This is a genomic window from Roseateles sp. SL47, from assembly GCF_026625885.1.
Lineage (GTDB): Bacteria > Pseudomonadota > Gammaproteobacteria > Burkholderiales > Burkholderiaceae_C > Roseateles.
In genome coordinates this window covers 2482235-2504051 of the sequence record NZ_CP113068.1, presented here as the reverse complement: position 1 = coordinate 2504051, position 21817 = coordinate 2482235, and the positions used below count along the sequence as shown (strand labels likewise).

The 21817-nt window shown below is 66.1% G+C and carries 19 protein-coding genes; all 19 read right to left on the bottom strand.

Annotation, left to right across the window (positions count from 1 at the left end):
- Positions 1–83: 83 nt before the first annotated feature.
- Positions 84–1565 (bottom strand): Atrophin-1 multi-domain protein, encoded by a 1482-nt coding sequence (locus OU995_RS10790; protein ID WP_267835533.1) that lies wholly within the window; start codon positions 1563–1565, stop codon positions 84–86.
- A gap of 99 nt (positions 1566–1664) precedes the next feature.
- Positions 1665–2306 carry a serine acetyltransferase gene (locus OU995_RS10785; RefSeq protein WP_324288734.1) on the bottom strand — a complete coding sequence of 214 codons (642 nt, stop codon included), beginning with the start codon at positions 2304–2306 and terminating at the stop codon, positions 1665–1667.
- The gene (locus OU995_RS10780; protein WP_267835532.1) at positions 2303–3700 is read right to left on the bottom strand and encodes an Atrophin-1 multi-domain protein; all 1398 of its coding nucleotides are present in this window, start codon (positions 3698–3700) and stop codon (positions 2303–2305) included. The genes OU995_RS10785 and OU995_RS10780 overlap by 4 nt, the downstream gene beginning before the upstream one ends.
- Positions 3701–3882: 182 nt before the next feature.
- Positions 3883–4920: an acyltransferase family protein gene (locus OU995_RS10775; protein ID WP_267835531.1), complete on the bottom strand. Its 1038-nt coding sequence runs from the start codon at positions 4918–4920 to the stop codon at positions 3883–3885.
- Positions 4917–6638: an O-antigen ligase family protein gene (locus tag OU995_RS10770; RefSeq protein ID WP_267835530.1), complete on the bottom strand. Its 1722-nt coding sequence runs from the start codon at positions 6636–6638 to the stop codon at positions 4917–4919. Before OU995_RS10770 ends, OU995_RS10775 begins: the two co-directional genes overlap by 4 nt.
- Before the next feature lie 73 nt (positions 6639–6711).
- The gene (locus OU995_RS10765) at positions 6712–7449 is read right to left on the bottom strand and encodes an exosortase C-terminal domain/associated protein EpsI (RefSeq protein WP_267835529.1); all 738 of its coding nucleotides are present in this window, start codon (positions 7447–7449) and stop codon (positions 6712–6714) included.
- A complete protein-coding gene (gene xrtB, locus OU995_RS10760; RefSeq protein WP_267835528.1) occupies positions 7446–8375 on the bottom strand; it encodes an exosortase B in 930 nt (309 codons plus the stop codon). The genes OU995_RS10765 and xrtB overlap by 4 nt, the downstream gene beginning before the upstream one ends.
- A gap of 93 nt (positions 8376–8468) precedes the next feature.
- On the bottom strand, positions 8469–9383 hold the full coding sequence (locus tag OU995_RS10755) for a polysaccharide biosynthesis tyrosine autokinase (protein ID WP_267835527.1): 915 nt from the start codon (positions 9381–9383) through the stop codon (positions 8469–8471).
- On the bottom strand, positions 9383–10798 hold the full coding sequence (gene epsF, locus OU995_RS10750) for a chain length determinant protein EpsF (RefSeq protein WP_267835526.1): 1416 nt from the start codon (positions 10796–10798) through the stop codon (positions 9383–9385). Before epsF ends, OU995_RS10755 begins: the two co-directional genes overlap by 1 nt.
- A gap of 27 nt (positions 10799–10825) precedes the next feature.
- Positions 10826–11719: a polysaccharide export protein EpsE gene (gene epsE, locus OU995_RS10745; RefSeq protein WP_267835525.1), complete on the bottom strand. Its 894-nt coding sequence runs from the start codon at positions 11717–11719 to the stop codon at positions 10826–10828.
- Positions 11716–12693 carry an EpsD family peptidyl-prolyl cis-trans isomerase gene (locus OU995_RS10740; protein WP_267835524.1) on the bottom strand — a complete coding sequence of 326 codons (978 nt, stop codon included), beginning with the start codon at positions 12691–12693 and terminating at the stop codon, positions 11716–11718. Before OU995_RS10740 ends, epsE begins: the two co-directional genes overlap by 4 nt.
- Positions 12694–13060: 367 nt before the next feature.
- A complete protein-coding gene (ubiE, locus tag OU995_RS10735) occupies positions 13061–13792 on the bottom strand; it encodes a bifunctional demethylmenaquinone methyltransferase/2-methoxy-6-polyprenyl-1,4-benzoquinol methylase UbiE (protein WP_267835523.1) in 732 nt (243 codons plus the stop codon).
- Positions 13793–13823: 31 nt separating this feature from the next.
- On the bottom strand, positions 13824–14237 hold the full coding sequence (locus tag OU995_RS10730) for a DUF971 domain-containing protein (protein ID WP_267835522.1): 414 nt from the start codon (positions 14235–14237) through the stop codon (positions 13824–13826).
- Positions 14238–14409: 172 nt separating this feature from the next.
- Positions 14410–16251, bottom strand: a complete 1842-nt coding sequence (locus OU995_RS10725) for a S8 family peptidase (RefSeq protein ID WP_267835521.1) — start codon at positions 16249–16251, stop codon at positions 14410–14412.
- 476 nt (positions 16252–16727) lie between these two features.
- Positions 16728–17993, bottom strand: a complete 1266-nt coding sequence (locus OU995_RS10720; protein ID WP_267835520.1) for an MFS transporter — start codon at positions 17991–17993, stop codon at positions 16728–16730.
- Complete coding sequence (gene rmuC / locus OU995_RS10715) at positions 17990–19408, bottom strand: DNA recombination protein RmuC (RefSeq protein WP_267835519.1); 1419 nt, start codon at positions 19406–19408, stop codon at positions 17990–17992. The genes OU995_RS10720 and rmuC overlap by 4 nt, the downstream gene beginning before the upstream one ends.
- A gap of 58 nt (positions 19409–19466) precedes the next feature.
- Positions 19467–20450: a 2-hydroxyacid dehydrogenase gene (locus OU995_RS10710; RefSeq protein ID WP_267835518.1), complete on the bottom strand. Its 984-nt coding sequence runs from the start codon at positions 20448–20450 to the stop codon at positions 19467–19469.
- Positions 20451–20562: 112 nt separating this feature from the next.
- The gene (locus tag OU995_RS10705) at positions 20563–21294 is read right to left on the bottom strand and encodes a nitroreductase (protein WP_267835517.1); all 732 of its coding nucleotides are present in this window, start codon (positions 21292–21294) and stop codon (positions 20563–20565) included.
- Positions 21291–21737, bottom strand: coding sequence for an acyl-CoA thioesterase (locus OU995_RS10700; RefSeq protein ID WP_267835516.1), 447 nt, complete (start codon positions 21735–21737; stop codon positions 21291–21293). The genes OU995_RS10705 and OU995_RS10700 overlap by 4 nt, the downstream gene beginning before the upstream one ends.
- Positions 21738–21817: the final 80 nt, after the last annotated feature.

Genomic DNA, 21817 nt, shown 5'->3' with positions numbered 1-21817 from the left:
GGATGGTGCGGGCGCTTCGGGCGCCGGGTCGATGACCTTGGTCACCTTGATCATGGCCACCGCCGGAGTCAGGGGTGTGCTGTTCATGCGGCCGCCACCACCCGCAGGTCGGCACTGGCGGTGCCGTTGCCGGACGCACGCACCGAGGTCCGCGCCGCCACCACACCGTCGGGCCAGTCGAAGCTGGCGCTCTTGCCGTTGTCCAGTTCGCCGCTGTCCGCCACCGTGCGTCCGCCTTTGTCCTTGAGCTCCACCCGCAGGCGGGCGTCTCCGGAGCAGCGGGCGGTGAGCTTGCAGGCCTGGCCGGCCTTGGGCCGGGCCCAGTACACCCCGCTCAACTGGCGGTTGCCTTCCACCGCCAGCACCGCATCGCGGGCTTCTTCAAACACCACCGCCTGGCGCCAGGTGTCGAAATGCGCGCGGGCATGGCCCTTCACCACGCGCCAATCGCCGCGCATGGACAGCAGGTTCTGCGGCGCGTCCAGGTCCACCGGACGGTCATGGCCGTCCAGCCAGCCCTTGACCGATTTCACCTGGCGCAGCGCACCACGCAGGCGTTCCAGATCATTGCCCACCTGGCTGTTCCAGCCGTTCTTGAGCACGATCGGGAAGCGCGCGCCGATCTCGGCGTAGATGCAGAACGGCGTGCCGTGATTGCGGTCCACCACATAGCCGCCATACCGCTTGAGCGTCTCGCCGATCTTGCGCATGCTCAGGTCGCCCAGGGAGCGGATCTCGAAATCCGGCGGCAGCATCAGCAGCGCGCCTTCGGGAATCTGGCCCTTGTTCTGCTCCACCCCTCGGTCGGCCGAAGTCGCCGGGAAGATGTAGCCCGGCGCCGGACTCAGGCCGGAGAAGGTGAGAGAGAGCGCCAGCGCATGGCGGTAGACACTGTCACCGTCCTCGATTTCATGGCTGCGGATCAGGCCGCCCATGGTGGGCACCGCCGCCGCGCGGGCGCCCTGGAAGTAGTGGGCCGGGTCGCCCCAGCCGCGGCCATCCAGCCGGGTCCAGGCATATTGCTGGGCCCGCCATTCGTCGCCCACCTTCTTGAGCTGGAAGAACGAATGGATGATGCCCGCCTGCGGATCCACCAGGTCCGCGTGCCCGTCCGACCCGCTGGCCGGCAACACGCCGGCAGGCCAGCGCGGAATCAGCACCTCCGGCACCATGGCTTCGGCATCCGGGTCCCAGACGCCCTTCTGGTTGAGCGGGCCCAGCACACGCTGCGGCTTGTCGTCCGGGCTGCACAGGAACACGCCAACCGAATACTTGCCGCTTTCGATGGCGGGGAAATAGGCGTCCTTGGGAATCGTCCACCCATCCAGCACCGGATCCACCGGGCGGCAGTTCCACGGCGACTGCGCCGAGAACGGACGTTCCGCCGTGCCGAAGGGCCCCTCACCAGGACGGTCGCCACCACGACCAGGGCGCTTATCTTGCTTGTCACCCTGCTTGTCCGACGGTCGATCCGCCTGTGCGGACGCGAAGCCTGGCGCCACTGCGCCGGCCACCAGCCCCAGGCTGGCGCCGCACCATTGGCGTCGATCCCACTGCATCGTCATGTCTGGCTTCCCTTCCGTACTTCGCTCGATCCAGCGCACTGCCGGCCCGTTATGCCGCCAGTCGCCACAGGCCATGCGGGTGGCCACCCCGGTTTCTTCTTAATCGCCGACCGACGCCGACGATGTGGTGATGGCGGCATCCGGCACCGGTGCCGCCGCCCCCGGCATCGCCGGCGTCGGCACCACGGCGGTGCCATTGCCGGCCTCTTGGGCGCTGGCTGACGGCAAGGGCAGGATTCGTGCCGGGTTGCCCACGGCGGTCGCTCCGGCCGGCACGTTTTGCAACACCACGGCCATCGCGCCGATGCGGCAACCCGCCCCCAGCCGCACGCCCCCCAGCACCTGGGCATAGGCGCCCAGCTCAACGCCGTCTTCCAGCACCGGGCAGGGGCCATCCGGCTCACGGTTACCCAGCGTCACACCTTGTCGCAAGGTGCAGTGGGCGCCGATGACCGTGGCCGGGTTGATGAAAATGCCGCCGAAATGCCAGATGCGCAATCCCGGGCCAATGCGGCATTCCTTGGGCAGGCTGATGCCGGTGACGGTTTCCACCACCCGGAACATCAGCCAGTAGGCCTTGGTCCGCCAGCGGCGGCCCAAACCCTCGGGCATCGCGTCCACCCGCCGTCCGAAGCGGTAGACCCACAAGGCCCAGAGCGATTGTTCGCGCCGCCAGGCGCGTGTGTCGCCGCAACGCGCCAGGTCGGCCAACCAGTCGATGTCCGCATGCCCTTGGGTCATTTCATCAGGATCTTTCCGGAAAGCGAGTTCAGAGGAGCGTCAGAGATCAGGCTGCCCCCAACGGTGGACACGGTGCCGGCATTGCCGCTGTAGGCGTAGACCGCCACCCGGCCGTAGTTGGCCGGCCAGTTGAAGCTGGCCACGGCGCCATCCGCCAGTTCGCCGCTGTCATACAGCTTGGTGCCGCTGTTGTCATAGAGCGCCAGACGCAGCCGGCCGCCGCCGCTGCAACGGGATGTCAGCTTGTAGGGCGTGCCCGCCACCGGCTTGGCCCAGGCAACGTTGCTGATGGTGCGCAGGCTGTAGTTCACCTGCATGACATCCACCGCGTTGCTGGGAAACACCACCGCCTGTTTCCAGGTGTCGAACGTGCCCAGCGGTGAACTGCGCTGCAAATACCACTGGCCCCGCAGCGACAGGATGTTCAAGCGCTGCTCGGGCACGATGGAGGCACCATTGCCGTCCAGCCAGCTCGAGACACTCACCACCTGCCGCAACTCGGCCCGGATGGCCTGAAGCTCGTTGGCGGTGGTGTTGTCCCAGCCGTTGGGCATCAGGTTGAAGTTGCTGCCGTTTTCGGCGTAGATGACAAACGGGGTGCCGGTGTTGCGGTCCACCACATAAGCCCCGTAGCGCTTGAGCGTCTCGGCCACCTTGCGCAGCTTGAGGTTGGTGATGGTGGACGTGTCGAAAGTGGGCGGCAGCATCAGCAGCGCGCCTTCGGGGATGTTGCCGCTGTTGGTGGTGGCGGCATTGCTGTCGGCCGACGTGGCCGGATAGACATAGGTGGTGGCGGCACTCAGCGCGTTGTAGGTGAGCGACATGGCCAGCGCATGACGGTAATACGCCAGCCCATCATCCACCTCCGCCTTGCGGATCACCCCGCCGATGGCGGGCACCCCCACCGCGCGCGCGCCCTGGTAGTAGTGACCGCCCTCACCGAAGCCGCGCCCGGCCAGCGGTGCCCAGGCGTACTGGCCGGCCCGCCAGGTGCCATTCTCCAGCTTGAGCTGGAAGAACGAATGCACGATGCCCATGGCCTCGTCGATGATGTCCGCATGCCCGTCGGAGCCAGAGGCTGGCACCACATTGGCCGGCCAGCGCGGAATCACCACGGTGGCGCGGTAGGCCTCCGCATCGGGATCCCAGATGCCATTGGTATTGCCGGTGGGCGGATACACGGTGACGCCAGGGTCGGTGGACAACGCTTTGAATACGCCCGTGGACCAGGTGCCCTCCGCGACGGTGGGGTAGTAGGTCGACGTGGGGATGGCGAAGCTGCCCAGCACCGGCGCCACCGGCAGCATGTACCAGGGGGAGAACGCGGCAAAGGGCGTATCAAAGGTCCCGAAGGTGCGGGCCGGCAGATTCGTCTGGGCCCAGGCCTCGGGCATGAGACCGAGGTCTGCGACACACAAGGCTCCGGCGAGCGCACCAGCCGCCAGGACGGAAGCCCGTCTCCGGCTTCGCCGCTTCAGGGCAGCATGACCCGCCACCGTTTCAGGGCAAACCGGGGATGCAGGGCATGGGCGTGAAGCCCAGGCAAACAGCGATGACAGCGATGTTGACGTCATGGTCAGACCTCCTTCAACCGCCGACCGCGCCCTGCCCCGACACGCTTGGCCAGCTCGTTGAAACGCCGCTCCACCTGGAAGGTGGAGACGTGCGCAATACCGAAGACCACCAGCAACAACAGCGGCCGCTTCAGATACTTGGTCCAGAGGTCATCGCCGCTTCCCAGCCAGGTGGCCGCCAGGGGCAAGTGCCACACATAAAGTGCATAGGAAATTGAAGCAATATAGGCAAATACGGGTGCTCCCAAAGCCATGGAAAGCCGATGCCGCGGTTGCGCCAAAAGCGAACCCACAAATGCAGCCGCTGCATAAGGACGCAGGTAGGTGAGAGGATTGTGCACCTCATGGCCAATGAAGCTACCTGCAAGGAGTAACAGTAGCAACGAAGGCACCACGCCCCGGCGGGCCAGCAGGTCCCGCGCCATCGGCCAAAAGCGCGAATGCACCAGCAGCGCGAGGCAGGCACCGGCCAGCAGGTCGTCGGCGCGGAACCAGGTCACGCTGGAGGCAGTGATCTCGTGGGAGATACGCAGGCCGGTGAAGGTCAGCAGCAGCACCGGGAACAGCCACCAGATGGCGCGCACCCGCAGCCACAGCATCAGCCCGGCCAGCATGTAGAACTGCACTTCGACACACAGGCTCCAGAAATGGTCGATCGGCGGCACCAAACGCTGCGGCGGCAGGTTGGCATAGAAGAACAAATAGCTGAGCGCGGTGTCCAGGTCCACCGGGCGGAACCACCACACCACCGTCAAGGCGATCCAGGCGGCCGGCACGACCCGCAGCAGGCGACGGGCCAGGAAGTTGGTGACGGGAGGCCGCTTCAGCAACTGCCCGGTGATGAGGTAGCCGGACAGGATGAAAAACAGGGCCATGCCGAACAGGCCCAGCGATTCATTCAGCGGCACGCCCGCCACCCGGAACGGCATCAGGTGCGTCCACAGCACCGCCAGGATGCTGACCGCGCGCACTCCATCGAGGACCGGTGAACGCTCCGAAGGCGTGTGGGAGCCGGTAGCCGACGCGTCGGGCGCGCTCATCGACCGGGTACTCCGGGGGGGCGATCGGGGGGGCCATCGGGCGGGCGCCCATCCGTCCCTCGTCCGCCCGCTTTGCCGGGCCCCCGTCCGGGGCCTCGCGGGCCACCACGGCCAGGGCCCTTCAGGCTGCCCGAGCCGGTGATGGCGGAGGAGTTGCCTGCGGTGGCTGTGAGCCCCATGGGCACGGTGTTCAGCCAGGCGGTGGCACTCATGGACCGTTCTGCTGCGGCGGACGCCTCCCCCCGGGCTCGCGCCTGCGGGCTGGGGCGGATGCCCCAGGTGCGTCGATAGCGGCCTTCCAGCGCCCCATCCGGCACCAGGCGCATGGCCAGTGAACACAAGCAGCCCATGCAGAACCAGAAGTACCAGTTGTAGATCAGATAAGCGAACATGTTGTCCGAGCTGGACACCATGAAGTTGGCCACCAGCAGGCACATGCCGATCAGCGCCAGCAGCGGCTTCACCGCAAACAGCCTGCGGATCATGCGGGCCGTGCTGTAGTACAGCCACAGGTAGGCCCCCAGGCCCAGCGCACCGAGTTCAAAGAAGGTCTGCACCACCGCGCTGTGGGCACCCCACTTGGCCGGCCCTGCCATCGAGAAGAAGGTGGGAGACAAGGCAAAAAACGACTCGGCCCCATAGCCCATCAGGTAGCGGGTGGGCGACATCCACGCCAGCGCATCGGTCCAGAGCAGCTTGCGCCAGGCAAATGAGTTGAGCTTGGCGTACTGCACCACCTCATTGCCTTCGGTCAGGCCCATCACCCGCTCTCGCAACTCCGGCAGCGCCAGGAAACCGGCCGCCCCCATCATCACGAGATAGAGCAGATACCGCCGCTCCTTCACCAGCCCATACATCGCAAAGATGAAAAGCACCGAGATCCAGGCACTGCGGGTCTTGGTGGTGTAGAGCAGGCCCAGCAGCAGCAGCATGTAGCCCACCACCACGGCGGCCGTGAACACGGTCTGGCCGATCTGCCGGCTCTTCCAGCGATAGAACAGCACCCCCAGCGACATCACCAGGTAGAAGGCCAGGATGTTGGCATGCGGAAACGGCCCCCCATAACGCAGCCCGGAGTTCTCCAGCGCATCACCGCCGCCGGCGGTGCGACCCATGGCGATGTAGGCCAGGCTGACCAGGGCCACGGGTACCGAAGACCAGGTGATGATCTTCAGCATCTTGTTGAAGTCGAATTCGTCCTGGACCAGATAGAAGCTCACCAGAAACAGCGCCACCACCGACAGGTAACCGAGGTAGAGCCGGATGGCCGCGACCTTCTCCGGCGAATACACCAAGCCGATGGCCTGCATGGCCAGCAACGGCCCCCACACCCACCAGGCGGCCTTGGGAATCCGCTTGGGGTCCCGCGAAATGATGAGCGCCGCCAGCAGGATGACCAGCGCATTGAGCAGCCCGCCCAGGCCGCCCACCGCCGCCATGCGGGCCTGCTCGAAGATCGGGTTGGCCCCGGCGCGGATCAGCAGCACGACGATCAGGAAGGCTTCGCGGCTGTAGATGAACAGGAAGGCCGTGAGCAGCACCAGCGGCATCACCGCCAGCATCACGGGCTTGTCGCCGGCCACGCCGCCGATCATCACGCTGGCCCACCCGATGCCCACGGCGCCCACGCTGAGGCCGACCAGACCCAGGAAGCCCGCGCCGTCCATGCCGAACATCAGGCTGCGCCACATCCGCAGGCCGTTGTTCCACCAACGCAAAGAGAGATCCTTCACTTCCCGTCGCTTCCCGTCACTGCCCGTCGTTCCGTCCATCCGTCTGTCCCGGCCGGCCTCAGCGCACCAGCAGGCCGCGCGAGCCTGCCGGCACCGCCGCCACCATCTCCTGCAGGAAGGCTTCCATCAAGGCCTGCGAGGCCGGTGCCGCATCCTCGCGCGACAGGCGCTGCGACACACGCACCAGCACACCATCCGGAATGCGGCCTTGGAAGCCTTCCTGGAGGATGTACCAGCGGGCCTGCAGACCATCGCCACCATACCTGTTGCCGATGCGGATCCAGTAACGAACCGCCTCGAAACCGCCGCCCCGGGCCTCGGTGAGGATCTGTGTCGTGGGCACCGGCGACGCGCGGCCGCTGGTGCTGATGGCAGGGCCGTCGCCAATCTGGCGGATGGCAAACCCCTGGGCGGGGTAACAGACCTCCGGCCGGTGCACCTTCACATCCTGGCGCTGGCGTTCGCCCCAGGCCAGGGCCACCATGATCTGGTCGCCACGGCTGTTGGCATAGGTGCGCATGACCGTCTGGTCATAAGGCTGCTCCTGCACCGTCTCCACACCCTGCGACACATCCACCTGGGTGGTGGCGTCCGCCACCACACGCCAGTCGCCAAAGGCCTTGGGCACGGTGGCGTCCAGGCTGGGAGCGGCACTGATGGCCTGCAGACGGGGCGTGGCCAGCCAGGCGCAGGCGGCAGCCGCCACCATCACCACCAGGCCCATGAGGGCCGAGTACAGCGACAGATGCGGCACGCGCGCGGCCGGACCGGGCAGATGAGCGCTGGACGTGTTCATGCGGCCTCCTTGCCACGCAGGCGTTCCACCCGCTGCGACAGCACGCGCAGCAGGCTGTCCGTGAGCACGATCAGCATCAGCGCCGTCAGGAACAGCGCCATGCCCGAGAACTCGTGCATGAAGCCCTGCCCCACGTCGTCGCCGAAGTAGTAGGTGAGCAAGGCCAGGATCAGGATGCGGATCACGTTGGACGAAAAGGAGATCGGCACGATCAGCACGGCCAGCGTGAAGTTGCGGAACACCGATTCATGGCGCACCACATTCATGTAGAGCAGGCCAAGCGCTTCCAGCGTGAACAGGGAATTCAGGCCGGCGCAGGCATCGGCCACCATCAGTTGATAAGAACCGATCTGCAGGATCACGCCCGACCGCGCCACCGGATAGCCCAGGTGGTACATCAGCTGTTCCGCGCCCCAGGACGCCGCCAGCTTCATCGGCTGGGTGATCACGTCCACGATGGACGCGGGCAGCGGCACCGCAAACAGCAGCAGGAAAAACGCAAACCAGTAGCGCTTGGCAATGGCCGGCCCGAGCAGCAGCAGGGCGACACCCAGCAGCACCGGCAGCAGCGAACCCATTTCCAGCAGCGCCAGGGATTGCGAACGTCCCAGCACATACAGCGCCGCACCGCTCAGCAGCACCAGCCAGCCCAGCACCGGTGCGGGCCGCGGCTCGAAGCGCTCCCCCTGCTGCGCCAGACGGCGGGTCTGGAAGTAGAAGTACCAGGCCGACAGCGCCATCACGATCGGCCCGTGGCTGTTGCGGTCACCGCGCCAGGGGCCGTGCATGAAGTCCACGATGGTGGGGACATACATGGCCGCCAGCCCCAGGGCCAGCAGCACCAGCACCAGGCGATTGGCAGCCCAGAACGGCCCGAACCGGAGCACCAACCGGCCCGGGTCGCCGGGGAGGACATTACGCGACATGACTTTCACTGGAATCCCTGCAAAGGCGACAAGACCGGACCGCCCCCCACGGGTGAGGCCCCTCGGCAAGCGTTGCGGCTCTCCGGCCCTTGATCAGTACTGGTTCATGACGGTGCCCAACAGCGTGGTGTTGATACCGTCCAGGCTGTCGGTGAGTTCCTGCAGGGCCAGCACACGCGAGCGGTCCTGACGGGCCAGCACCAGCGCCGCGCCGCAGCGGGATGCCACGATGGAGGCGTCCGCGCCATACAGGGCGGCGGAGGTGTCCACCACCACATGGTCGAACTTGCCGGCCAGCTCACGCATCAGCATGCCGAAGGCCGGACGTTCCAGCAGTTCCACCGGGTTGGGCGGCACCGCGCCCACCGGCAGCACGAACAGGCTGTTCATGCCCTCGACCTGCTGGATGACACGAGGTTCGCTGCGTCCCGACAGGATCGACGACAAACCGGCCTGGTTGGTGACGTCAAAAATCTCATGCTGGCGGGGGCGGCGCAGGTCCGCATCCACCAGCAGCGTACGGCCACCCAGTTGCGCCAGCGTGACGGCCAGGTTGGCGGTGAAGTAGCTCTTGCCGTCCATGGTGTCCGGGCTGATGACGGCCAGCGCCCGGCGCGGCTCCCCTTCCCGGTACAGCCGCATCATGATCTGGCTGCGGATGCCGCGGAAGACTTCCGCCTGGGACGAAAACGGCTGGTTCAGGGCCACCAGCTCCGGGCTGCGGGTCTTGCGCTCGCTGGCGGCGTAGGGATAGTGGAACTGCTTGGACAGCGCTTCCAGCACATCTTCCGCATTTGCATACCCCAGTGCCACGGCAGCTTCGCCGAAGCGGATGCCGCGCTCGCGCTGGTACTGCAGCACGCGTTCCACCTGATCGGCGCTGAGGTTGCGGGTTTCGGCAATGATCGCGCCGATGGACCGGTCATGCAGGCCGGCGCTGGGTTTGGTCGTCTGGGCGTCCACGGGTTTGCTGGAGGCGTAGTGGAGGGGTTCCTTCAGGTCAGACATCAAGCCGCTCCTCTGCTGGTGGCATGGCCCAGCAGGCGGCGTTCAGCCGCCGGCAGTGCCTTGTGGGGCCGCTTGTTGGGCGCCGGCAGCACACCCAGCATCGGAATCTGCAGCAAGGCCATGACGTCGTCGGCATCGCGGATCTTGCGGTCACGCATTTCCAGCAGCAGCGCCATGCCGATGGCCAGCACCAGGCCGGCCACAAAGGCCAGGGCGGTGTTCAGGCCAACACGGGGCGAGGCTGGCCGCAGAGGTGCGGTGGCCTCGGTGAGGATGCTCACATTGCTCTGCGTGCTCTGGCTTTCCAGATTGGTCTGGGTCAGGCGGGCGGCGATGCTGTCGTAGGCGCGCTGGGCGCTGTCGACTTCACGGATCAGGCCGGCGGCTTCGTCACGCGCTTCCTTGAGCTTCATCACCTTCTGGCGTTGGGCTTCCAGGGCGTTGCGGATGTCCGATTCCCGCTGGCGGTTGATGGTGTTGGTGACACCGACGGCACCGGTGACACGGCGGATTTCCGTCGCCATCTTGGCGCGCAGATCCGCCACCGACGCCTTGGCTTCGATCACCTGCGGGTGGGCGTCCCCATATCGGGTGCTGAGTTCCTGCAGCCGTGCTTCCGAACGGCTCAGTTCACCCTTGAGCGACGACACCACCGGGTTGGCCAGCACGTCCGGCAGCGTGTCGCTGCCTCGGGCGGCGGCGCCCTGGCGGCTGTTGGACTCGGCGGTCACCGACTGCACGGCCACCAGCTGCGAGGACAGCTCGGAGAGCCGGCTGCTTTCAATATCCATGCGCTCATCGGTGGCCAGGATGCCGTGCTCGCGCTCATAGGCGGAGAGCTTGGTCTTGGCGGACTCCAGCTTGTCCAATGCGGCCTTGGACTGCTGCTCGAAATAACCGGCGTACTGACGGGCCGGGTCCACACGCAGTTCCAGCGTGGTGCCCACATAGGCCCGGACAAAGGCATTGGCCAGCAGCGCAGCGGTATCCGCCTGCGGTGACTTGTAGCTCACCTCCAGCACGTTGCTTTCTTTGGAGGGCTTGACCTCCATGTTGCCGCGCAGGCCGGCCGCCAGCCACTGCTCGATGGTGCCCTGCCCGTTGGTGGCCGCCATCCATTGCTGGCGCACGTCCGGGTTGTCGGCCAGCTTCATGTCCTTCACCACCCGCAGCGCCACACGATCGCTGGCAATCACGTCCACCTGGGTGTTCATGTAGGACGGCGAAGCCAGGCCGGGATAGATCAGCGCCGAAATCGGATCAGGCTTGGCGTCGATGAGCACCGACGCAGCGGCCACATACTTCGGCTTCATCGACAGGCTGACGCCGAGCGCGGTCAGCGTGGTCAGAACCACCACCAACAGCACCAGCGACCAACGAGCCCGGATGATGGAAATCAACTTGCTGGGCGTCACGACTCACTCCTTCGCCGGGTCACCGAATCAGAACAGGCTTTCGCGCACGAAGATGACGTCGCCGTCCTTCAGCGCTTCATCCATGGCGGGCTTCAGTTCCTGCACCTTGCCGTCCGGCCCCTTGCGGTGCACACGGATGCCACGGTCGGTGCCGCGCAGCGTCAAGCCGCCCCCTGCGGCCAGGCCCTGCAGCAGCGTCATGCCGCGCTCCAGGCGGATCTGCCCCGGTTTCTGAACTTCACCATAGATGTAGACCAGAGGGAAGCGGTCCACCCACAGCACATCGCCGTTCTGGATGATGATGTCCTGTTCGCGGCCATTCGGGCCGAACAGCGTGGGCAGGTCCACTTCCATGCGGAAGGGCTTGCCGCCGCGCTGGCCGGACACCACCAGCAGGTCACCGCCCGAGGCGGCCACGCCGCGGGCGTTGGCCAGCAGGTCGGTCAGGCGGGTGTCGGCCAGTTCCAGCGGATACCGGCCCGGCTGGTTCACCGCGCCCAGCACGCTGGCCTGGTTGCCGGTGACCTTCATCACCAGGATGCTGACCTGCGGCTGCTTGACGAAGTTGCCCTTGCGCAGGCCTTCGGCAATGCGGTTCTCGGCTTCGCTGATGGACAGCCCCCCCACGCGCACCGTGCCCAGCAGCGGGAAGGAAATGGTGCCGGCTTCAGACACCCGGGTCTCCAGGGTCATGTCCGGGTTCTGGAAGACGCTGATGCGGATGGCATCACCGGAACCGAGGCGGTATTCCGCCGTGGCGCCCGAGACCAGGCCCACCGGCGCCGGTTGCACTGTGGCGGGTGAGGCCGGCGCCACGCGGCCGGCGCCGCCCGTCTGCGCCAGGGCGCTCACCGACAGCAGCACCGCCAGGGTGCCGACGGCCAGGGGCTTCAGGAAATTGCGCGTCTGGATCTTGCTCATTTGATACCCAAGCCCTTCGAAATGCTGTTGTGGTCCAAGCCCGTGGCGCTGGAGGCCGGCTCGGTGACGGGGTCTGGCGTCAGCGCCGGCGTGGGCGTCGGCGACGAAGCGGCGGCTTCGGCGAACTTGCCCACGTATTCAATCTTGGCGTTCTCGCGCATGGTCTTCACATCGCGCGAAATCAGCTCCATGCGGCGCTGGCCCAGCAGGAAGCTCTCGATGGCCGGACGCGCCTGCTCCAGCGTGACCGGTTGCAGACGCGACCCCGCCAGATAGATCACCATCAACCCGTTGGGCGTGGGGGCCGCGAAGTGCTGGCCATCCTTCATCTGGGACAGCACCCGCAGGCTGTTGGCCGCCACCTGTTCGGCGGCACGCACCGATTGCGTGCCCACGAACTTGATGTCGCTGCTCTTGAGGTACTCCACAAAGTCGGTCAGGGTCTTGGCCTCTTCCAGACGGGCGCGGACATCCGCCACCTGCTCCGGCTTGACCTCGATGTTCAGTTCCTGGACGTTGTAGACACGGCGTTCGGTAAAGAGTGCCGGGTTCTCATTGAAGTATTTGCTGATGTCCGCATCGGTCGGCTTGGCCGCCTTTTCACCGATGCGTTCAGCATAGGCCCGCGCGATGATTTCGCGCTTGGCGGTTTCGATCTGTTGCACCACGCGGGGGTCCCGATCGAGCTTCAGGTCCTGGGCCTTTTGCACCAGCAATTCCTGATCAATCAGACGCTCCAGAATCTGGCGCGAAGCCGGCTCCACCTGCTCCTTCTTCAGATTGGGCTGACGCTGCAGAACATAGTTGATCTGATGAACGGTAATCTCTTCCTTGTTCACCTTCGCAGCGGTCTGCGATGCCTTTGCGCCACTGCCGCCGCCACAGGCGGCGAGCCCGATCGCCACCACGGTGGCGGCCGTCAGGCCCGCCATCCGAAATCCGTTGCAGTTGAACCGCTTTCTCTTCAAGTTCATGGCTTCGACTCTCGTTGTTATGCAAGTCCCGGCGACCCTCACGGGGCGACCCACGCTCTCACGTGAGCGGCGAGTGTAGCCGTGCGCCATGACGGAAAACCCTGATTCCATGCGGATCGGACCCCCTCACTCCCGAGACTAGGTGGGTCCATAGCAAGAATGACTCCCGCCCCCGCCGGGTACCAGCCAAAGGCCCCCTTGATCGAGGGGGGCCCGAGCGGGCAAGAGGAAGAACGGGGGTTGCACAGCGCCCGAAATGTCGTCGGGGACCGCCTTCTGGGGGATGGCGCCGACCGGTGGTGGGCGCTTGCTGGCGCTCCCGCGCCAGGAAACAGCAGTCGCGTTTATTTACGACTGCGACAAGCCATCAGCATTTGATACCGACATGCAAGGCGACCACGCCGCCGGTCAGGTTGTGGACGTCCACATGCCCGAACCCTGCCGTCTTCATCAGGGCCTTGAGCTCGGCCTGGGCCGGGTGCATGCGAATGGACTCGGCCAGGTAGCGGTAGCTGTCCGCATCACCGGCGATGAGCTGGCCCAGGCGCGGCAGCACCTTGAACGAATACCAGTCGTAGGGCTTGCGCAGCGGCTCGGCCACGCGCGAGAACTCCAGCACCAGCAGGCGGCCCCCCGGACGCAGCACGCGGCACATTTCGGCCAGGGCCTTGTCCTTGTGGGTCATGTTGCGCAGGCCGAAGGCCACCGAGACGAGGTCGAAGGTGTTGTCCTTGTAGGGCAGCGCCTCGGCGTCGCACAGGTTGGTGGGCAACACCAGACCTTCATCCAGCAGACGCTCGCGACCGGTGCGCAACATCGCCTCGTTGATGTCGGTATGCACCACCATGCCGCGCTCGCCCACCTTCTTGGCGAATGCGCGGGCCAGGTCACCGGTGCCACCGGCAATGTCCAGCACCTTGTCGCCAGCCTTGAGGTTGGCCACGGCCACGGTGTAGGCCTTCCAGGCGCGGTGCAGGCCCATGGACATCAGGTCGTTCATCACGTCGTAGCGCGACGCGACCGAATCGAAAACGCCGCGCACACGGCGGGCCTTCTGGGTTTCGTCAACGGTCTCGAAACCGAAGTGGGTGGAGCTCATGGCGGATCCTGCTGGAAATGTGCTGGGGAGATCAGTGGCTGCTGCAGCCGTGGCCGCTCTTCTCGGGCATGGGCGCGTCACGGTCCAGGCCGGCGGCGGCCAGGCGCGCTTCATAGTCGCGCATCAGTTGATCCTGGTCCCGCCCCAGCTGATAGAGATAGGCCCAGGTGAACAGGCCGCTTTCATGGCCGTCGGAGAACAGCGGCTGCAAGGCGTAGTGACCGACCTGCTGCACCGCAACGATCTGCACGTCGCGTTTGCCGGTCTGCAGCACTTCCTGGCCGGGGCCATGGCCCTGCACTTCCGCCGAGGGGCTGCAGACGCGCATCAGCTCGAAGGGGATACGAAAACGCGCACCGTCCGTAAACGCCAGCTCCAGCACCTTGGACTGCTGGTGGACGACGATGTCGGTGGGAAGCGGGGAGGAAGAGTCGAGGCCGGCCATGGACGTGGCGGAGCAGCGGCGGTCGGACGCTGTTCAGTAATGCAATAAGGGGACGAGTGTAGCGGGCGGACGAAAAAAAACCCGCCGACTCGCGTCGGCGGGAATCAACAGGTGCCCCGTTCGGGCCCAGGGCACCCGGCTTACCAAGCGAGGTGATTGGCAAGAAGGGCCATCACCACCCAAGCGTCAGTGCATAAGTGCCTGCTCCGCCGCTGTAGTAGGCCACCCGTACATAGACGGTGATTGCGGCCGTGGTGGTGTTGGAATAGGTGAAGCTGTCGGTATTGCCTGCGCTCAGCGTGCTGGACTTCAGGGTGCTGCCGGTGCTGCTGTAGAGATAGAGGTCGTAATCCACGCCGCTGGCATTGGGCAGCGAGGCCGACAGCGTGGCCCCTGCGGGCAGGGAGACCGCGTAGTAGTCGGTGTCCGTGGTCGTGGACAGGCTGCCGCTGATCGTGCCGCCCGGCGAGGCAATGACTTGTGCAGTGGCACGGGTGTCATTGGAGGCCGTGGTTTCGGAGATGGCTGTGCCACCGCCACCGCCGGTGCCACTCAGGATGGCCGTGATGGCGGCATTGGCGTCCAGGATGCCGGTGCCGCACTGGCTGCAGGTGGCCGGGAAGGCGCGGGCACTGCTCTTGAGGGCGGCCGTGATCTGGTCCGGCGTGGCTGTAGGCTGCACGCTATACATCAGCGCCGCCACGGCTGCCACGTGGGGCGTGGCCATCGAGGTGCCGGAGTAGTAGGCGTAGCTGTCGGCGCCCGGGGTGGTGGTGCCGGCATTGAGTGTGGAGTAGATGCCGTTGCCGGTGCCGGAGTCCCCGCCTGGGGCGGCCAGCGCCACGATGGAGCCGTAGTTGGAATACGAGGCACGGCCACCGCTGCGGTTGGTCGCCGCCACGGTCACCACCCCGGAGCAACTGGCCGGGCTGTAGTTGGCCGCATTGGCGGCCGAGTTGCCGGCGGCGACGATGACGCTGGACCCGCGGGAACGGGCGCCGTTCACCGCCGTCTGCGTGGTGGTGTCGCAGCTGCCGCTGCCGCCCAGCGACAGATTCAGCACCTTGGCCGGATTGGCGTTGGCGGGAATCCCGGACACGGTGCCGCCCGAAGCCCAGGTGATGCCGTCCGCAATGTCGGAGGTGTAGCCGCCGCACTTGCCCAGCACCCGCACCGGCAGGATCTTGGCGTTGTAGGCAATCCCCGCGATACCCTGGCCGTTGTTGGCCTTGGCTGCGATCGTGCCGGCCACGTGCGTGCCGTGCCAGCTGGAATTGGAGCCGGGAACGCCGGAACCGCAGGCATTGGCCGCGTAATAGTCACCGGGGTCCAGGGCATCGTTGTCTCGGCCATTGCCGTCCACCGACACGGCCGTGTCGGCGATGAAGTCGTAACCCGCGACCGTGGTCGTGCCGCTGGTGACGGCAAACTGGCCACTCAGGTCCGCATGGGGGCGGTAACCGGTATCGATCACCGCCACCACCACACCGGTGCCGGTGGCCTGGTCCCAGGCCGCCGGAGCGCGGATACCGCCGGTGGTTTCAAACAGGTCCCACTGGTTGCTGTAGCTCGGGTCGGTGGGCGTGGCCATCGCATACATCTTGCGATCAGGCTCGACATATTCCACGTTGGCGTCGTTCGCCTTGATCTGCGTGGCGAGGTCACGCAGTTGCGTCAGGCTCAGCTCACGGTCCAGCTTGAAGACGTGGGCGCCGGTACCGGTCTGGCGCAGCAGGCTGACCCGTGCGCCCCAGGGCGCGGCCAGCTGTTGCAGGGTCTGGGTGCGTGTGCCCAGCGCATCGCTGGCCACGGGATGCGCCTGCACGGCCACCCCCAGCTTTTGCTGCACGGCCACGCTGCCATCCTTGTACTTCACGATCAGACGGTCCGTCTGCTCGGGCTGCGCCTGACGCGCACTGTTCACATCGACGGAAGGAACGCCGGCAAAGGCGGTGGAGCTAACTGCAAAGAGTCCCAGGGCAAGCGCACGGCTGAGCTTGGTCAAACGCATCATGCTGATGATCTCCATGGTTTCCATTCCCATCGTCCGGTTGCAACGCGCAGCCTGGATCGACACCGCGCCGTTTGTGGATTCATTCACGGCGTGTGACGCAGTGTAGGAATGACTTCACAGAGTTGGCACCTCCACCTGCAAGACCTGACAGGAAAGGAAATCCCTTAGAAGTCTTTTGTTCACAAATGTGACAGCCCCTGAAAGGCGTGCCACAGAGAAGCGGGAGAGATGACCGAATGGCCGGTCAATGAGACAGGAGCGGCACAAAAATCAGACTATTCGGCCAGCGCCTCAACGCCCGGTGTCATTGCAATGGGGCCCAAAGAGCAACAAGGACAAAAAGGCTCCGTGTGGCCAATGTCGCGTTTCCCAACGCTCGCATTCAATGCCAATCCATCCCCAGGTCATTGTCTGCAACCGTGTTTCAAATGCAATGACACGGGTCCCGCATATGCGGGGAGCAAGCATTCAAATGCCTATTTCTGATCCGGCGGGCCCGACAGCAGGGAGGGGCTCACCTGCCGCGCACTCCATTGCGCGCCGACCAAAATGGACGCCATCAGCCACAACGGCGCAAACGGGACACTGGCGGAGGCCAGCATGCCAAAGCCCATCGGCATGGCGACCGTGGCGCTGTTGCTGGCCAGGCCTCTCAGGCCCAGCGCCTGACCGTGCCGGTCGGGCGGGGTGACCTGATGCAGCTTGGCAAGCACCATCGGCTGCACCGAGCCCAGCGCCATGCCCAGAATGGCCGATCCCACCATCAGCCCCACCATGCCGGGCAACCAGGCATAGATCAGCAGCACCGCCATGGCGACGGTAATGGCCGAACGCAGCGCCTTCATCTCATCCAGCCGGTGAGCCCAGCGCACGATGGCCAGCCGCACCAGCGTGGCGGCCGCCGCGAAGCTGCCCAGCACCAGGCCGATGCCGGAGGCCGACAAGGCCTTCGCATGGCCGATGACCGGCACCACAAAGCTGTGAGCATCCCAGCAGGCCGACATGGCCACGTTGATGACCAGCAGATGGCGCAGGGCCGGATCCCGCAGCAGGTCCCAGGCCGGAAGCGGTTTGCCACCGGACAAACGCGACGGTGGGGGGGTGTGGCGCGGCACGCGGAGCGCGAGGGCCCAGGCCGCGACCGGCAGCAGCACGCCCAAGGCAAATGCCGAACTGAAGCCGGCATGATCCATCAGCAGCCCCGCCGCCACCGGCGCCACCGCATTGGACAGCGCGGGCCCCAGGGCCACCCAGCTGAACACCCGCTTCAGTTGCGAGGCGTCGGCCGCCATCAGCCCGGCTTCGCGCTGGATCGCCACGGCGGCCACCGCCACCGCGCCGCCGCACAGCAGGCAGCTCAGCGCCATCAGCGGCAGGAGCTGGAACAAGGAAGCGAGCAAGGCCGCTACCGCGCCGGCGAAGCCCATCACGGCCCCAACACCCACCGGACGATGAAAACCAAACCGGTCCGCCAGTCGGCCGGCCCACAGGGACAGGCCCACCGGGGCCACCGCAAACAGGCTTTGCAGCAGTCCGACGGTCCATTCGCCGAAGCCGCGATCCAGCACCCAGAGGCTGGCGGTCACCCGGGTGACCGCCATGCAGGCATGCACCGCCACCAGGGTGGCAATCACCGCCGGGAAGGCGCGGCTGACGCCGGAAGGGCCGGGCACACCGGCCTCGCCGTCCACACCAGGTTGGTTCGACGACGGCCCAGGCTGCGGGGCGGGCCCAGGCGTCATCCGGCCGCGCCCTCCTCGTCCGCCTGACCGAGTTGCAACACCCGGGACATCTGGTCGTCCGGCAAGGCTTCCACCGTCTTGAGACGACGGGTCATGGCACGGGTGCGCACTTCCGCCGCATCAATGGTGTTGCTCGCTTCTTCCAGCTTCTTCTTGGTCTTGGCCAGCACTTCACCAAACTTGCCGAATTCCGTCTTCACGGCGGACAGCACTTCCCAGACCTCGGCCGAGCGCTTTTCCAGCGCCAGGGTGCGGAAGCCCATCTGCAGGCTGGACAGGGTCGCCAGCAGCGTGGTGGGGCCCACCAGCATGACCTTGTAGTCCCGCTGCAGGGATTCGGTCAGGCCGGGGCGCCGGAGCGCTTCGGCATAAAGCCCCTCGGTGGGCAGGAACAGCAGGGCGAAGTCGGTGGTGTGGGGCGGGCCGAGGTATTTCTCGCGGATGGTCTTGGCCTCCAGCCGCAGGCGGGTCTCGATGGCCCGGCCGGCCTGGTCTGCGGCCGGCGCGTCGGCGCGCTCCTGCGCTTCCAGCAGCCGCTCATAGTCCTCCCGGGGAAACTTCGCGTCGATCGGCAGCCACAGCGGCTGGCCGTCATCACGCTGACCGGGCAGCTTCAGGGCGAATTCCACACGGGCGCCGGTGCCGGGCACCGTTTCGACGTTGGAGGCATATTGTTCGGGGGTGAACACCTGCTCCAGCAAACCGGCCAGTTGCACTTCGCCGAAGATGCCGCGTGTCTTGACGTTGGTCAGCACCCGGTTGAGTGAGCCCACGTCCCGGGCCAGCGTCTGCATTTCTCCCAGGCCGCGATAGACCTGCTCCAGCCGCTCGGCCACCTGCTTGAAACTTTCGCCCAGCCGCTGCTCCAGCGTGGCATGAAGCTTTTCATCCACGGTGGCCCGCATCTGCTCCAGCTTCTTTTCATTGTCCTGCTGGATGCTCTGCAGACGAGCTTCCACCGTGCGGCGGGTCTCGGCCAGGCCGGCTTCATTGCGTTGGGCCAAAGCCTGGAGCTGTTCGGTGAGCAGGCTGCCCAGACGGGCCGCAGCGGTGTCCTGGGCTTCCCGGGCCGTGGCGGCCTGCTGGGCCAGCGACTGCTGCAAATGGCCCAGTTGCACCCGGAAACTGTCGATCTGCTCGTTCTGGGTGCGGGCGACATCGCCACCCTGCGTCAGCAGCGACTGCTGGAATTGCGACAGCGTGGCCAGCGTGTCCTGCCGCAGGGCGCTGTTCACCCGGTTCAGTTCGTCCCGCAGGGACCGGTCCAGCCGTTCGCTGGACTGCTGGATCAAAGGGCCGACCGGTTCAGGTGCCAGCGCGGGCTCGGTGGAGCGGCGCCACAGCAGCACCAGAAGGATCAGCGTGAGGAGGGACAAGGCCACCAGGCCGATCAGCAAAGCGTCAACAAGCGTCATGGGTCGATTGTCTCAGCCTCGGCCAGTCTGGCAGCCACCGCATGTCAGCAGTGTCGGCTCAGGACTTCAGCACCTCGGGGTTGAGCGCTGTGGGTGGTGTGCCGCCGGTCAGCGCTGCAATCAGGTTGTCCACTGCCAGATGGCTCATGGCGCGGCGGGTGGCGACGGTGGCACTGGCGATGTGGGGCGTCAGCACAACGTTGGAACACGCCAGCAGCGCCGGATGCACCTGGGGTTCGCCTTCAAACACGTCCAGGCCCGCAGCGGCCAGCTGGCCGGCCTGCAGCGCCCGCGCCAGGGCGGCATCGTCCACCACGCCGCCTCGGGCGATGTTGGTGAGCGTGGCCGTCGGCTTCATCAGTGCGAGTTCGCGCTCGGCCACCATGTGATGCGAGGACGGGCTGTAGGGCACGACGATGACCAGGTGGTCGGCCCGGCGCAGCAGTTCGTCCTTTTCCACCCATTGCGCGCCCAGCGGCGCTTCCTGCGCCGCCGGCAACCGGCTGCGGTTGTGATAAAGCACGGGCATGCCAAAGCCCAGGTGGCCGCGCCGTGCAATGGCCGCACCGATGCGCCCCATGCCCAGCACGCCCAGGGTGGCGCCATGGATGTCGGCCCCCGCAAACAGGGTGACCGACCAGTGTTTCCATTCCCCGCGCCGCAGGAATTGCTCGCTTTCGGTGATGCGGCGGGCCGTGGCCATCATCAGCGCGAAACCGAAGTCCGCCGTGGTTTCGGTGAGGACATCCGGGGCATTGCTCACCAGCACGCTGCGGGCCGTGCAGGCGGGAACATCGATGTTGTTGTAGCCCACCGCCATGGTGCAGATGGCCCGCAGGTCCGGACAGGCCGCCAGCAGCGCAGCGTCGATCTTGTTGCTGCCGCTGATGTAGACACCGGCCTTGCCTTGCAGGCGGCGGATCAGCTCCTCCTGCGACAGCGGCTGGTCGGTGTCATGGGTCTCGACGTCGAAGTGGGGGCGAAGCCGGTCGACGACATCGCTGAAGGTCTTCACGGCCACCAGCACCTGGGGTTTGCTCATGTCGGGTCTCCATCGGGACGCAGGGCGGTTGGAAGAATGCTCGATGCACCTGGCGGCCATTCAAGCCCATTCTCAACCAATCGCCCGCCAACGGGCCGCCGCTTGAGCCGCATCAATCGAGGAAGCGCACAAATCCGCTGACCGGTTCCCGCTGGGTGACCAATGTGTTTTCGATGGCTTCGGGATCCGCATAACCCAGGGCCATGCCGCAGACCAGCATCTGTTCGGGTGCCAGCTTCAGCTCGTCGGCGATCAGGCGGTGGAATTGGGTGAAGGCCGCCTGGGGGCAGGTGTGAAGGCCATGGGCCCGCGCCGCCACCATCACATTCTGCAAAAACATGCCGTAGTCCAGCCAACTGCCCTGCTGCATCACCCGGTCGATGGTGAACATCAGTCCCACGGGCGCATCAAAGAAGCGGTAGTTGCGGCCATGCTGGGCGTGCATGCGGTCCTTGTCGCCCTTGGTGATGCCCAGCAGCCCGTACAAATCCCAGCCCACCTTGCGGCGGCGGTCGATATAGGGCGAGACCCACTCCTGCGGGTAGTAGGCATATTCCTCGGCATGGGTGGCCAGTGCTTCCGGGTTGTTGTAGGCCGCCTGCAGGCGCTGCACCAGCCGCTCGCGGGCCTGGCCGGTGAGCACATGCACCTGCCAGGGCTGCGTGTTGGTGCCGGAGGGTGCCCGGGCGGCCACTTCCAGAATGCGCTCCAGCAGCTCACGTGGCACCGGGGTGGGAAGAAAGGCCCGCATGGAATGGCGGGTCTGGATGGCGGCTTCCACCGCCGCCGTCTGGTCCGGGGAGGGCGCCACAAAAGAGGACGGAAGAGAGGACGGAACACTCATGAACACTCCAGCGGCCGCAAGGCCTGTTGATAGGCCGGCGGCAGCGCCGCCACCGGGCGGCGCGAGCCGCGGTCCACATAGACATGCACAAAATGGCCGGCGGCAGCGCACAGCGGCTCGCCTTGCGCAAACAGGCCGATGTCGTAACGCACACTCGACCGTCCCCGGTGGGCGACCCGCAAACCGGCCTCCACCTGCTGCGGGAAGGCCAGAGAGGCGAAAAAGTTGCAATGAGTTTCCACCACCAGGCCGATGACCTCGCCCTGGTGGATATCCAGGGCGCCCTGTTCGATGAGATAGCGGTTCACCGCCGTGTCGAACAGGCTGTAGTAGACGACATTGTTGAGATGGCCGTAGATGTCGTTGTCCATCCAGCGGGTCGGGACCGGGACAAAGCAGGCGTATGCGCTGCGAGGCTCGGGGCTGGGGCGGTCGGTGCTCATGCGGCGATTCTTCCACCGGACCGGGGCGCGGCGCTGTCGCCTGCGCAACGCCGTCGGTGATGGCCCCGGCGGCGCCTGGA

Bases quoted from the DNA above. Each gene is read 5' to 3' on its own strand.
- OU995_RS10725 (WP_267835521.1), bottom strand. From the start codon at position 16,251: ATGATGCGTTTGACCAAGCTCAGCCGTGCGCTTGCCCTGGGACTCTTT.
- OU995_RS10765 (WP_267835529.1), bottom strand. From the start codon at position 7,449: ATGAACACGTCCAGCGCTCATCTGCCCGGTCCGGCCGCGCGCGTGCCG.
- OU995_RS10755 (WP_267835527.1), bottom strand. From the start codon at position 9,383: ATGTCTGACCTGAAGGAACCCCTCCACTACGCCTCCAGCAAACCCGTG.
- OU995_RS10780 (WP_267835532.1), bottom strand. From the start codon at position 3,700: ATGCCCGAGGCCTGGGCCCAGACGAATCTGCCGGCCCGCACCTTCGGG.
- xrtB (WP_267835528.1), bottom strand. From the start codon at position 8,375: ATGTCGCGTAATGTCCTCCCCGGCGACCCGGGCCGGTTGGTGCTCCGG.
- OU995_RS10700 (WP_267835516.1), bottom strand. From the start codon at position 21,737: ATGAGCACCGACCGCCCCAGCCCCGAGCCTCGCAGCGCATACGCCTGC.
- OU995_RS10720 (WP_267835520.1), bottom strand. From the start codon at position 17,993: ATGACGCCTGGGCCCGCCCCGCAGCCTGGGCCGTCGTCGAACCAACCT.
- OU995_RS10710 (WP_267835518.1), bottom strand. From the start codon at position 20,450: ATGAGCAAACCCCAGGTGCTGGTGGCCGTGAAGACCTTCAGCGATGTC.
- rmuC (WP_267835519.1), bottom strand. From the start codon at position 19,408: ATGACGCTTGTTGACGCTTTGCTGATCGGCCTGGTGGCCTTGTCCCTC.
- OU995_RS10775 (WP_267835531.1), bottom strand. From the start codon at position 4,920: ATGAGCGCGCCCGACGCGTCGGCTACCGGCTCCCACACGCCTTCGGAG.
- OU995_RS10705 (WP_267835517.1), bottom strand. From the start codon at position 21,294: ATGAGTGTTCCGTCCTCTCTTCCGTCCTCTTTTGTGGCGCCCTCCCCG.
- OU995_RS10740 (WP_267835524.1), bottom strand. From the start codon at position 12,693: ATGAACTTGAAGAGAAAGCGGTTCAACTGCAACGGATTTCGGATGGCG.
- OU995_RS10790 (WP_267835533.1), bottom strand. From the start codon at position 1,565: ATGACGATGCAGTGGGATCGACGCCAATGGTGCGGCGCCAGCCTGGGG.
- OU995_RS10785 (WP_324288734.1), bottom strand. From the start codon at position 2,306: ATGACCCAAGGGCATGCGGACATCGACTGGTTGGCCGACCTGGCGCGT.
- OU995_RS10730 (WP_267835522.1), bottom strand. From the start codon at position 14,237: ATGGCCGGCCTCGACTCTTCCTCCCCGCTTCCCACCGACATCGTCGTC.
- ubiE (WP_267835523.1), bottom strand. From the start codon at position 13,792: ATGAGCTCCACCCACTTCGGTTTCGAGACCGTTGACGAAACCCAGAAG.
- epsE (WP_267835525.1), bottom strand. From the start codon at position 11,719: ATGAGCAAGATCCAGACGCGCAATTTCCTGAAGCCCCTGGCCGTCGGC.